The 13513-nt window shown below is 63.5% G+C and carries 8 protein-coding genes and 1 pseudogene; 3 read left to right on the forward strand and 6 right to left on the reverse strand.

The window, feature by feature from the left end; genetic code table 11:
* From RO069_RS18520 to RO069_RS18530, 3 genes and pseudogenes are all read left to right on the forward strand, one after another.
* The coding region (locus RO069_RS18520) for an integron integrase (protein ID WP_328189563.1) at positions 1-757 on the forward strand (757 nt) is incomplete at its 5' end.
* Between the two features lie 558 nt (positions 758-1315).
* A pseudogene (locus tag RO069_RS18525) lies at positions 1316-1450 on the forward strand (pirin family protein); the annotation flags it as partial.
* 33 nt (positions 1451-1483) lie between these two features.
* Positions 1484-1945: a pirin family protein gene (locus RO069_RS18530; RefSeq protein ID WP_328189589.1), complete on the forward strand. Its 462-nt coding sequence runs from the start codon at positions 1484-1486 to the stop codon at positions 1943-1945.
* Positions 1946-1953: 8 nt separating this feature from the next.
* On the opposite strand, the gene RO069_RS18535 is transcribed toward RO069_RS18530, so the two are convergent.
* The 6 genes from RO069_RS18535 to RO069_RS18560 form a co-directional block, all read right to left on the reverse strand.
* Positions 1954-5727, reverse strand: a complete 3774-nt coding sequence (locus tag RO069_RS18535; protein ID WP_328189564.1) for a DUF1631 family protein — start codon at positions 5725-5727, stop codon at positions 1954-1956.
* Positions 5728-6050: 323 nt separating this feature from the next.
* Positions 6051-7361 (reverse strand): amino-acid N-acetyltransferase, encoded by a 1311-nt coding sequence (gene argA, locus RO069_RS18540; RefSeq protein WP_328189565.1) that lies wholly within the window; start codon positions 7359-7361, stop codon positions 6051-6053.
* Positions 7358-8539: an acetylornithine deacetylase gene (gene argE / locus RO069_RS18545; protein WP_442915395.1), complete on the reverse strand. Its 1182-nt coding sequence runs from the start codon at positions 8537-8539 to the stop codon at positions 7358-7360. The genes argA and argE overlap by 4 nt, the downstream gene beginning before the upstream one ends.
* Before the next feature lie 51 nt (positions 8540-8590).
* Entirely contained in the window at positions 8591-9886 is a 1296-nt protein-coding gene (locus RO069_RS18550; protein ID WP_328189566.1) for an acetylornithine deacetylase, read from the reverse strand.
* Between the two features lie 52 nt (positions 9887-9938).
* Complete coding sequence (argB, locus tag RO069_RS18555) at positions 9939-10835, reverse strand: acetylglutamate kinase (protein WP_328189567.1); 897 nt, start codon at positions 10833-10835, stop codon at positions 9939-9941.
* A gap of 45 nt (positions 10836-10880) precedes the next feature.
* Positions 10881-13508, reverse strand: coding sequence for a phosphomannomutase/phosphoglucomutase (locus tag RO069_RS18560; protein WP_328189568.1), 2628 nt, complete (start codon positions 13506-13508; stop codon positions 10881-10883).
* Positions 13509-13513 lie beyond the last annotated feature (5 nt).

A 13513-nucleotide genomic window follows, 5' to 3' on the forward strand; every position in this document is an offset into this window, starting at 1 on the left:
TAGATTTGCGTTTAGTGTAACGCTACCAGGCGTCTACCGTATCGGGGGCTTGCCAAACCTACAGTATAAGATGACGAAAACGCCTCGACGCATGCCAACCGTTCTGAGTCCCGATGAAGTTGCTTCTATTCTTCAAAACATGGATGCAGAGTATTGGCTCATCACTGCGCTTCTTTATGGATGCGGTTTGAGAATCAACGAAGCTCTTTCGCTTCGCGTGAAAGACATCGACCTAAAAAGCCGCAGTTTGCTCGTATTCAACGGTAAGGGACGAAAAGATCGATACACACTGATTCCAGGCAATCTAAGAGAAAACATGGAGCGACAATTCGCCCATGTCAGGGCTGTACATGAGTCCGATCTGGCCGATGGATTCGGGCTTACGTCAGTGCCGGCCTCACTTCACAAGAAGTATGGACCGGCCATGAAGGACTTTGGTTGGCAGTACCTGTTCCCATCCGTAACAAGATGCGTTCATCCCATCGCTGGTTATGTGTGCCGCCACCATCTTCATCATTCATCGTACTCGCGGCGATTGAGGCAGGCCGTTCTGGCCACGGGAATCACCAAGCGTGTGACGGCTCATACCTTTCGGCATGCCTTTGCGACAGAGTTATTGAGATCGGGGAGCGATATCAGGACGGTTCAGGAAATTCTTGGGCATAGCGACATTCGAACGACAGAAATCTACACGCATGTCATTGGCGATCGACGTGCTGGAACCGTCAGCCCTTTTGATCGTTTGCCAAGTTCTTGATGGGGCATTGCTTACCCGTTTAAGGGGCGTAAAGCCTGGAATTGGGGGTGCGGCGAATGTTCGCTTTTGTTTAAAAGCGTGGACTTATCCTGGTGCCCTTGCCACTCCTGGCCTATGAGTGAACCCACCCCGGCTCAGACTCCTTTCACTGGCTCATCTCGTTGCGGTTAAAAGGTCCACTTTCCAATGTCAGCGTGCTGCTGCCGTCATAACCCTGGTTGAGTCAGCGAAGTGAATGGCCATGATCCTCATGCCTAACACTATACCTATGAACAAAACTTGGGGAGCTCAAAAAAACTATGCGAATTCGTATGCTGAGGCTGCATTTCAATGCGGGTCATTTGGTGAGCGCAGCGGTTCTACCGATGTGCAAATCGCTGACTCAGTTGAAAAGCGCAACCGAGAGTCCGGATGTGTACAAATGAGTGCCGTTTTATACACATTAAAGAGGCCCCAGCGTGTATACACGTCTTTTTCTAAATCTTCCTGAACTTCAATTGATAATCAAGGACATAAGTCACATGTACACAGTCCACGCGAAAACCGTACACCGTCGAGGGACACATGCTCCACGAGGATCACCTCGGTAACCGGGGCGACCTGCGCAACGGTGGCGTGCAGTGGATGACCGCCGGTCGCGGCATCATCCACTCGGAAATGCCCCAGCAGGAGCAGGGCATGATGCGGGGCTTCCAGCTCTGGCTTAACCTGCCGGCGGCGGAAAAAATGAAGGAGGCGGGCTATCGCGACATCCAGCCGGAGGAGATCCCACGGATCATCCTGGCGGGGGCCGAGATCCTGCTGATCGCCGGCACCGTCGAGTTTGACGGGCAGCCCCGCCAGGGGGCGGTGAGCGGCGGCACCACCGAGCCGTTATACGCCGATGTGAAGCTTGAACCGGGCAGCCAGGTCACCCTGCCGGTGGGCGGGCATCTCAATGCCTTCACCTACCTGTACCAGGGGGCGGTGAGCATCGGGGAGCAGGCCCTCCAGGCCGGCGCGGCCACGGTCCTTGACGAGGGGGATGAGGTGACCCTCAGTGCCGGACCGGACGGTGCTCAGGTGTTGCTGATTGCCGGCAAACCGCTGGGGGAACCCGTGGTCCAGTACGGTCCGTTCGTGATGAACTCCCGCGAGGAGATCGAACAGACCCTGCGGGACTACCAGAGCGGCCAACTGACGGCCTGAGGTGACGCTCAGGGAGTGCCCAGGCTCTCCAGCAGCCTGGGCTTCTCGATCACGTATCCCTGGCCATAATCGACACCCAGCTTGCGCAGCATATCGAGGACCTCCCGGCTCTCGATATGGGTGGCGATGACCTCACGGTTGAGGTAATGGGCCATTTCCACCATGGAGCGGACCATGGCCTGATCGGTTTCGCTGTTGCTGATCTCGCCCACGAAGGCACCATCCAGCTTGATCATGTCCACCGGCAGGCTGCGCATGTATTGGTAGGATGTGGGCCCGGCACCGAAGTTGCCCAGACAGAAACGGCAGCCCAGTTCCTTCATCTCACCGATGAACTCCGCCACCGAGTGGACGTCGCGGATGGCCGCCGCCTCGGTGATCTCGAACCACAGCCGCTCGATGGGTGCATCCTTCTCGCTCAGCTTGCCGTAGATGAACTCCAGCAGGCTTTCGTCATTCAGGGAATAGCCGGAGAGGTTGATGCAGTAGCCCGGCTCACTGCCATCCGCCGACGCGCCCGGGCGTGGGCCATTCTCCCGCAACCAGTCCAGCATATAGCCCACCACCCAGCGGTCCACCGACTGCATGCGATTGTAGCGCTCCGCCATGCGCACGAAATCCGCCGCCGTGATCAGGTTGCCCTGGTCGTCGTACATGCTGATCAGCACCTCGAACTGGGTCGACAGCCGGGTGTGCTTGTGCAGGGGAATGATTTTCTGGCAGCGCAGCAGCATGCGCTCCTCGTCCAGGTCGCCCAGGGCCGCCACCTTGGCGGCAATCTGCTCCTGCTGGTCGTAGTGGGCCTGCTCCAGGTTGTAAACCACGTACTTGCCGGGCCCGCGGGTCTTGGCCACCTTGCAGGTTTCCTCGGTGGCCCGCAGCCAGCGCTCGGCGGTGGTCAGGGCCGGTAGCTGGGGAGCCAGGCCGGCACTGGCGGACAGACGGTAGCGGCGCCCCTTCCAGTTCAGGTCCAGGGCCTCCACCGCGCGGATAATACCAAGCACGCTGCCGCCGGCGTCTTCCGACGGCAGCAGGAAGGCGAATTCGTCACCGCCCAGGCGGGCCAGGGGCATGCCTTCCCCCACCTGCCCCCGCAGGATATCCGCCACCCGGCGCAGGGCCTCGTCACCGGCGGAGCGGCCGGCGGTGTCATTGAGCAGCCGGAACTGCCGCAGGTCAAGCCGGACCAGGGTACGCTCGTCCTCATGCCGGCTGAGCTGCTGTTCCAGTACCCGCTCGAATTCCCGGCGTTCCAGCAGGCCGGTGAGCTCGTCGTGGGTGGAGGCCCAGGACAACTGGTCGTAGACCTTGCGCACCATCCGGTCGATGCTCTCGTCCACCAGCGGACGCTCGTACTGGCTGTCCGGTACGATAATGCCCTTCTGCATGCGCTCCGCGAGATCCGCGAGATCGAGTTCCACCACCCGCATGCCCTGGTGGTTGACGAACACGAACCGGTTGAAGCCCCGGGCCATCCATACCAGGCGGACGTACTGGGGCTGATCCGGGTTGGTCTGGTCCCGCAGCCAGTCCCCCGTGCGCAGTTTCTGGGCCCGGGCAATCCAGCGCTGCAGGCGCTTCTGCAGACGTTCCTCCTGCTTGCGCCTGGCATCTTCCTCCGGTTCCGCCCTGGGCACCGGCACCCGCTCCACCGGTTGCTCGGGCTTGCGCACCAGGAACTGCTTGAGTTCCTCGCGCACCTGGGAGGCTGGCAGGTGATTACTGGATATGGAGCCCAGCCCCTCCTGGATCAGCCGCAGCAGTTCCGACAGGTTGACCTCGATGTCCGGATCATCCGCGAAGGCCATCAGGGTATCGACCACGGAGAGATAATCCTGCCACAACTGGCTGTCCGGGCCCTGGCGAATCCAGGTCAGGGACAGCAGGTCACGCCAGCCGGCATTCAGCAGGCTGACAATGGCCCGGGGCACATCCCGCCCCCCGAGACGTTCATCCAGCGCCCGGGTGACCGCCGCCTTGGATTCGGCCACCTTCTGGGCGCCTTCGGCAGCCGCAGTCACCCGTTCCACGTTGCGGCGGTAGATCAGGTTCTGGCGATCGATCAGGGTGTCCAGTTCATCCATGGCGCCGTCGAAGACCCGGGTGTCCTGCTCGAATTCAGAGGCAATACGGTTGACCAGGTCGTCCACCCGGCGCTGGACCGCGGGATTGGTGCGGCTGCCACGGATACCAAGCTGGGCCAGGCGATTCATCACCCCCCGGACCGGACTTTCAATATCATCGAAGAAGGCGGGATCCCGCAGCACCACTTTCAGTACCGGCACCTCAAGCTGCCGCATCTGGCGCCGGGTACGGTCCGAGATCTTGGGACTTTCCACCACACTGCGGAAGAAGCGGTCCACCACATCCAGGGTGGCCTGCTGCTCCTCGTCCAGGCCGTGGTTGCCGGAGGTCTTGACCTGCTCGACAACCCGGTCCCGGAGTGGTGTTTCGGGCTCGTCCTCGGCCACCGGCGCCAATTGCAGGGTATGCAGTTCCTTCTGGAACTCCCCCTGGGACAGGGGCCGGGCACCCTCGGCGAAGGGTACGGGCTGGCCACTGGCCACACCCGCGGATTTCAGGGTGCCGATCAGGTTCCGCACGGTGGCAAAGGCGGACCGGGCCAGGGTCATCTGCTCCACGAAGCCCTGTCCGGACCGGGGCGCAAACGGCCCCGCGGTGGCCGGACTGACGCCCCGGGAGTCCCGGGGCGGCGAGGGTTTGGTGGGCTCCTCCGCTTTCACGTCATCCGCCTTCGGCTCCGGCGGTTTCTCCGCCGGGCGGGGCTGCCGCTCGCTCAGGTAGCGGCCCAGATCCAGGTCCGGCAGGATCCCGTGGCGGATCAGGATCTGGTTAAGCTCCTCGTAGAGTGGTCCGATCTTCTGGAGCACCAGGGTTTCGAAGGTCTTCAGGCATACCTTTTCCACGGCCCGGTTGGTCCTCAGGCTTTCCAGGCCGGTATGGAAGGCCTCGCAGACCAGGGACGGTCCCAGAGGATTCTGGTGGCCGGTGGCGTTGGTCACGCCCAGCCGGTCCAGGCGCATGCGTAGCTGCAACAGTTCCGCGCGATACTGGGTGTCCGCCTTGGTGACCATCACCTTGATGGCCAGCCAGTCCTCGAATTCGCCCTTGTCCACCAGCGACAGGCTGGCGGCGTTCTGGTTGTCCCGGGCCGGCTTCAGGGGCGACTCCAGGGAACGGGACATGAGCAGCCAGACGGAGCGCTGACGGCTTTCCACCTGGGCGGCGGCATCCATGTACTCGTTGGCCTGCTGATCGTTATGGGCCTTCAGCGCGGCTTGGCGGAGGTTCTCGATCATGCCCGCGAAGCAGTCGCCCATCAGTGGCTCGATATGCTGGGATACCGCCCTGGCGCACTGGTGGAGGATGAACTGGACCCGTTCACTGGGTGGTTTCAGGGCCGAGCGTTCCTGGGCTGAGCTGTCCGCGCCGCACTGGTTGAGCATGGCGTCCACGGCCTGGGGGCTGGCGCCGGTGAACTCAACCCCCATGGCACCGTCGATAAGACGCACCGGGCGGGCCCTGAGCTCGTGGCGCTCGCGGCCTTCTTCGGTGCGGAAGTGAATGCCCAGGTCCTGCCCGGGATGGTCCTGGAGGTAGCCCCGGATCTTCTCGGAGGTATCGCCGGAATAGCGGACGAACAGGCCCTCCGCACAGAAGTCGGCAATCTGGCAGGGCCACACGCCTGACTCACCCAGATCGACCTGGGCGGCCAGCTTGATGGGGCGGCGGGGACTGGAGCGTCGTTCCTTCGGATCCATTGACTACCTGATCGATGGTAAAGCCCGCACCCGGTCGGGGTGGCGGGTCGTTTCCTTTCCTGCGGGTTACCGGCGGCCCCGCAACGCATCAGTAGACAGCCGGCAACGGCCGGGGAGAGTTCATCTACCCAGCAGTATAGCCACGATGCGGCGAAAACAATGTCAAGAAACGTGAAAAGCCGGCGAAGCGGACGGGCCAATTCACGGGACGATTACTAAATATGACTATTATAGCGACGGTCCGTCAAGACAAATCCGAACGGTTGTTCGCAAAACTGTATCTCGCGTAACCATACCGGCCCAGGGCCACCCCGACCACCCCCTCACGACAGGGTTTTCACGAATACCTTGGAGTTGCGACGGGTATTGTAGGAGGCCAGCTTCGGGCCGGGTAATGCCTGCACGGATGACGGCTCGAACCCCCGCTCCCGGAACCAGTGTTCGGTTTGCGTGGTCAGCACGAACAGGCGCGCGAGCCCCTGGGCGCGGGCCGTGCGCTCCACCAGGGCGAGGATATTGTCGCCACGGCCGCCGCGACGGTAATCGGGATTGACCGCAAAACAGGACAGTTCCCCGGCCTGTTCGTCCGGATAACCATACAGGGCCGCGCAGCCGATGATCATGCCGTCCCGCTCAGCCACCACGAACTGGTCGATCTCGGTCTCAAGCATTTCCCGTGACCGGCGCACCAGGATGCCCTGCTCCTCCATGGGCTGGATCAGCTCCAGGATGCCACCGATATCCTCCACCCGGGCCCGGCGGATCTGTTCGTAGTTATCGTCGCTGACCAGGGTGCCGAAACCATCCCGGGTGAACAGTTCCTCCAGGATGGCTCCATCCCGCAGGTAGCTGATGATATGGGCCCGCCGGACACCCCTGGTGCAGGCGTCGCAGGCGGCCCGCAGCAGGTCCGCGTCATGGCCGGACACCACGTGGTCCGAGACTTTCTGCAGGGCCTGGCGCACCGTCAGTTCACGGATCAGGGAGCCATCCTCGTCCAGCACGCCCTGGTCGTCGGTGAACACGATCAACTTGTCGGCCTTCAGGGCCGAGGCCACCTGGCTGCCCACATCCTCATAGGACAGGTTGAAGATGTCGCCGGTGGGGGAATAGCCCTGGGGCGGCACCAGCACGATATGTCCCAGCTCCAGCAGGCGTTCGATACCGACCGTGTCCACCCGCCGCACCCGGCCGGTGTAACCGAAATCCACGCCATCCAGCACTCCCACCGGCCGCGCGGCCAGGAAATTGCCGCTGCTGACCCGGATTTTCGCCCCGTGCATGGGGGAGTTCACCAGGCCCATGGACAGGCGGCTTTCCAGCCAGGAGCGGACGCCGCCCACCGCCTCCATGATCAGCGGCAGGTCCTGTTCCCGGGTGATGCGCAGCCCGCCCTCGAACCGGGAGTCATGGCCGGCCTGGTCCAGACGCTGCTGGATCTGCGGGCGCGCGCCGAAGGTGACCACCAGGCGGATACCCAGGCTGCTGAGCAGGGTGATGTCGTGGATGATGTTTAGCAGGTTGTCACTGGCCAGCGCCTCGCCTCCCAGCACCAGCACCACGGTGCTGCCCCGGTGGGCGTTGATGTAGGGGGAGGAGTGACGGAAGCTGTGCAGCCAGTCGGAGACGCTCATAGACAGAAGTGCCTGATCAGTTGTTTCAGCAGGGTGATGGTGGGATCGAGCTGGGACAGGGCCAGGAACTCGTCCGGCTGGTGGGCCTGGTCAATGGAGCCTGGCCCCATCACCAGGGTTTCCAGGCCCAGCTTCTGCAGCCAGGGCGCTTCGGTGGCAAAGGCCACGGCATCGGCCTGGTGGCCGGTCAGCTTCTCGCAGACCCGCACCAGTTCCGCCTCCGCCGGTGTCTCGAACGGCGGCACGCCGTCAAACAGCGGCTCGAAGGACAGGGACAGTTCACGACGGCTGGCCACCGGCTGCAGCCGGTCCAGGATTGCCTGGCGCAGTTCCGCCATGTCCATGCCGGGCAGCGGCCGCAGGTCGAAATGCAGCTCGCAGCGGGCACAGATGCGGTTGGGGTTATCACCGCCATGGATGCAACCCAGGTTCATGGTGGGGTGCTGCACCCGGAAATGGGGGTTGCGGTGTTTCTCCTGCCAGCCAGCTCGCAGGGCCAGCAGTTCGTTCATGGCCTCGTTCATACCCTCCAGGGCGTTGCGCCCCAGGGACGGATCGGAGGAATGCCCGGACCGCCCCTCGAACACCAGCCGCTCCATCATGATGCCCTTGTGCATGCGAATGGGCCTGAGGGTGGTGGGCTCCCCGATCACCGCATACCGTGCCTTCGGGTAGCCCGCCTCCGCCAGCGCCCGGGCGCCGTTCATGGAGCTTTCCTCATCGGCGGTGGCGAGGATGATCAGCGGCTGTTTCAGGGGCTGTTGCGCCGCCTGCCGGGCCGCCTCGATGGCCAGGGCGAAGAAGCCCTTCATGTCACAGGTGCCCAGACCGTAGAGGCGGTCGTCCCGCTCGGTCAGGGTGAAGGGGTCACTCTGCCAGCGCTTGTCGTCATAGGGAACGGTATCGGTGTGACCGGACAGGACCAGGCCGCCGGGGCCGGACCCGAGGGTGGCCACCAGATTGAACTTGCCGGGCATGTCCGGCACCGGCAGGATCTCGTTGCGGAACCCCAGGGGGGCCAGCCACTCCGCCAGCCGGTTTACGACGGCCTCGTTGCTGTGATCCCATTCCGCAGACGCACTGCTGATGGACGGGATGGCCACCAGCTGTTCCAGCATGCTGCGAACATCCGGTGGGCCCTGCCCGACGCCGGCGGCCTTGCCTTGTGGATCTGTCATGGTGTCAGGCTCCTGCTGGAAACGGTTGGATGATAGAACGACTGTCTGTGGTCACTCCCCGGACTGGCTGCCCCGTCGCCACACTTCCAGCCGCTCGACCAGGCGCCGGACCATGGGGTAGGCCACTTCGCCACCGTCCACGGGACGGGCTACTTCCACCTCATCCTCATCCACACGGGTCAGGCGGCCTTCCACGGTGCGGCCATTGCTCAGGGTGACCCGAACAGTATAACCAAGCCAGGGTTCCGCCTCATCCAGGATAACCTGTTGCCAGCCGGCAACCACTTCCGTGAGATCCGGATCCACCACCGGCTCCATGGCCTGTTCCGGTACCTCCGGAGTCACTGGTGTCACGGGGCTCAGGTATACGTCCGGCACTGCGGAGCCGTTGTAGGTAACCGTCATTGAGGCATCGTCAGTCGTGGTACCAGCCTCTTCGGCGTCATCTTCATCACTGCCTTCCCCGGTCCCGGTTTCCCGGACCGGCAGGCCCTGCCAGCCGGAGGACGGCTCCAGGGTCAGGGCCAGTTCCCCGCCTTCCGTCAGCCATTGCCGGTACAGGGCCAACAACTGGGGCGAGGCCTCCAGGCCACGGCTGGCCAGCCCTTCACTGAAGGCGTCCATCACCCGGTCGGCCCAGGCGGATTCCGACATGCCGGTCTCCCGGGCGCAATAGGCGGTCACCCGACGCATCAGGCCGCCGTCACGCAGGATCACTTCGACATTTTCGGGGCCTGGGTTCAGGTTCACGCCATCGTTGTCCAGGCGCAGGCGAGCATTGTCCCAGGAGATTTCCAGGCTGCCGGATTCCCGGGTGAAGAGTTCCAGGCGAACACCGCCGGAGGTCTGCCGGAGCTGGGCATCGCCAGCCAGTTCGGTGATGCCCATGCGGATCAGGTCACCGCTGCCCAGTTGCTGACGGGCATCGGGACCGCACACCGGGACAAACAGGGGCCGCGGCGCCTGTTCATCAGTATCAGTGACCCAGTTGCGCAGCATGGCCGCATCCAGTGGCAGCCGCCAGCCGGCCACGTCCAGGCGCCAGCTCCGGGGCAGGTCGTGCTGGCCATACAGGCTGGCCAGCAGGGCCAGGGGCGAGCCAGCACGATAGGTCAGCCGCTGGATGTCCAGCGGCTGGGTCAACTGGAAGGACTGGAAACGGGTGCCGATAAACACCAGATCCCCGCCCACGGCGGACGAGATATCCCCCCGCTCCAGCGCCCCGTGGTCCGACAGGGACCGGCGCAGTTCATTCAGGGTCTGGTCGGCCAGCCACCACACCGCCCCCTTGTAGCTTCCCCAGGCCACCAGGGCCAGGATCACGATAAGCGACAACAGTTTTTTCAAGGTTCCATCTCTCCCTGCTTATCAGTCCCCGCACCGGTGCCCGTCAGGCCCCTCAGTTACGGGAGATCAGTGTGCCAACGCCTTCGTCGGTGAAGATCTCCAGAAGGGTGGCGTGGGCAACCCTGCCATCAATGATGTGGGCAGTCCTGACGCCGTTCTCCACGGCGCTCAGGGCACAGCGGATCTTCGGCAGCATGCCACCATGGATGGTGCCGTCCTCGATCAGGTTATTGACCTGGGCCGCGGTCAGGCCGGTGAGCACCTTGTCGTCACGGCTCTTGAGGCCGGAGACATTGGTCAGCAGGATCAGCTTCTCGGCGTTGACCGCTTCGGCCACCTTGCCGGCCACCAGGTCGGCATTGATGTTGTAGGACGCACCGTCGGGCCCGACGCCGATGGGGGCAATCACCGGGATCACGTCGCTGTGGGTCAGCATGTCGATAACCTTGGTGTTGACCGACGCCACCTCGCCCACATGACCGATATCGATGATTTCCGGTCGGCTGACCTCATCGGTCTTGCCCATCACTTCCAGCTTGCGGGCGCGGATCAGGTTGCCGTCCTTGCCGGTCAGGCCCACGGCAGTGCCACCCTGGGCATTGATCAGGGAGACGATCTCCTTGTTCACCTGGCCACCGAGCACCATTTCCACCACGTCCATGGTTTCCGAGTCGGTGACCCGCATGCCATTGATGAAGTGGGACTTGATATTCAGCCGGTCCAGCAGCTCGCCGATCTGTGGGCCGCCGCCATGGACCACGATGGGATTGATGCCCACCAGCTTCATCAGCACCATGTCCCGGGCGAAGCTGCTCTTGAGCTCCTCGTTCTCCATGGCGTTACCGCCGTACTTGATGACCACGGTCTTGCCGGTAAACCGCTGGATATAGGGCAGCCCCTTGCTCAGTACGTCCGCCACCTGCATTGCTGTTTCACGATCCAGTGCCATTCAATCCGCCTTCAGGGTGTTACGCCCGGGAGCACCGGGCCGGGTTCAAAAAGTGATGGTCACATCCGGAGCCAGGGCCTTGAGCTGCCCCCGGAATATCTGCTTGATGCGCTCCAGGGCCGTCTCGCTCTCGGCCTCGAAACGCAGCACCAGCATCGGCGTGGTGTTGGACGCCCGGCACAGGCCCCAGCCGTCCGGGTAGTCCACCCGCACCCCGTCGATGGTGGTGATATTGGCCTCCCCGAAATCCGCCAGGTCCGACAGCCGCTGGATGATGCGGAACTTGCCTTCATCCGTCACCTCCAGGTTCAGTTCCGGCGTGCTGATGTCCTCCGGGAACTCGGCGAACACCTCACTGCTCTGGCGATCCTCGATACCGAGGATCTCCAGCAGGCGGGCGGCGGCGTACAGGCCATCGTCAAAGCCATACCAGCGCTCACCAAAGAAGATGTGCCCGCTCATCTCACCGGCCAGCAGTGCGCCGGTTTCCTTCATTTTCGCCTTCATCAGCGAGTGCCCGGTCTTCCACATCACCGGACGACCGCCCGCCGAGGAGATCACACCACTCAGGCGCCGGCTGCATTTCACATCGAAAAGCACATCGGCCCCCGGGTTACGGGACACCACATCCCGGGCAAACAGCATCATCAGCCGATCCGGCCAGATGATCTTGCCGTCATTGGTGACCACGCCCAGGCGGTCGCCATCGCCGTCGAAGGCGATGCCCACGTCGGCACCTTCCTGCTGGACCCGGTCGATCAGGTCCTGCAGGTTCTCGGGCTTGCCCGGGTCCGGGTGATGGTTGGGGAAGCTGCCGTCAACCTCACAGTACAACGGAATCACCTCGCAGCCCAGTTCCTCCAGCAGCAGCGGGCCCAATTCACCGGCGATGCCATTGCCGGCGTCCACCACCACTTTCAGCGGCGCCGCCACGGCGATATCACTGACAATGCGGTCCAGGTAGTCCCGGCGGATGTCCTGGCTGGTGGAGCTGCCCTGGCCCTGGTGCAGATCGCCGGTCTGGATACGCTGGTACAGCTTCTGGATACTGTCTTCCGACAGGGTCTCGCCCCCCAGCATGATCTTCAGGCCGTTGTAGTTGGACGGGTTATGACTGCCGGTCACCATGACACCGGAGCCGGTGCCGATGTGGTGGGTGGCGAAGTAAAGTACCGGCGTGGGCACGGCGCCAAGGGTAATGACGTTGCAGCCGGTGGACATGATGCCGCGAGCCAGGGCATCCGCCAGTTCCGGGCTGGAATGGCGGCCGTCGTAGCCGATACAGAGGGTATCCTGGCTGCGGTCCAGGGCCTCGGAGCCGATGGCCTGGCCGATGACCCGCACGATCTCCGGCGTCAGAGTGTCACCGACAATGCCGCGAATGTCATAGGCCCGGAAAATGGACGGGGCAATATCGGCCCCGGGAGCGGTGGTTTCCGCCACCTCCGGCGTGGCTCCCGCCGGGTTCTCGCCAAAGCCAAGCACGTCCTCGTCACCATCGAGCATATCGATGTCCGGCATGTCCCGGTCCTGGAACAGGGGCTCGTCCGGCTCCGGTTCCGGTTGAGCCTTGTTTGCCTTCGCCGCCGGCGCCTTGCGGGGCGTGCCTTCCACCCGCTTTTCCACCGCCTTGCTGATGCGGTGCAGCACCTCGGCAATCACGGAGGTGATCTCCCACCGCATCTGCGGCGGCGCCGACCGGTCACCGGCAAATACCTTGTGGGCCCATTGCACCATGCGGGTGGTTTCCTTGCGCAGGGCGCTCTGGGCCGACGACAGCATCAGCCACACAATCACCGCCGCCACCAGGAAGCCGGCCACCACAAGACCCGCTATGACCATGGGATTCAGGCTGGCGGACGATACATTTGGGCGGTAGTTCAGGCTCCAGCCGGGAACCGACAATGACTGGGTCACCTCCGGCCCACTGCCCTGGCCTGCGCCAACCACATCGCGGGACTGGCCACCCACGGTCTGCACCAGGGTGCCCTGGCCACCGGGGCCGCCCAGGACCTCCGACAGGGTGCCGGCGTTAAACTGGATGACCAGCGTGCCGATAACCGCCTGGTTGGCGGGGTTGGGCACCTGTGCCGCGGTCTGGATCAGCCACTGGCCATCACGGGGAAAGGCATCAGGGGTGACTTCACGCCCGGATTCCGCCCGCCGGGCCAGGTCCAGGGTGGCAAAGCCAAGGCCGGCCTCGTCGTCGGCCCGGCGCGGAATGGCGCGGTAGGGAAACAGGAACACCCGCTCAATGCCGGGCATCAGGGTCTGCAGTTCGTTCGCCAGTTCCCGCGCACCGCCAACCTCGTCCAGGGCCTCTCGCACGGAGACCTGGGTGCCCAGACCATCCGTCAGCCGCTGCATCAACCGGATACGGTCCTCCAGCCGGTCAGCGATCAGCTCGGCCCGGTTCTCGGCCACCTGTTGCCGGCGCTGCTCCTCGGCCGGCTGCAGCAAACCAAGGTAAAGGGCGGCGGCGACCACGATACCCACCAGAACCACCACCAGTGCCTGGGTAGCGGCGACCGAGGAGAGCTTGCGCACTTTGGTGCCGGATCCGCTGGGGGGCTTTCCCTTTGCGGATTTGGCGGCTTTCTTGTTGTCCGGGGCATCCTGGCCGGCTGGTGTACTGTCAGCCTCCGGGGTCCCCTTTTTCTTGCCAAGTTTCATAGTCG

Origin of the sequence: Marinobacter sp. OP 3.4, assembly GCF_036224885.1 — a bacterium.
GTDB lineage: Bacteria > Pseudomonadota > Gammaproteobacteria > Pseudomonadales > Oleiphilaceae > Marinobacter.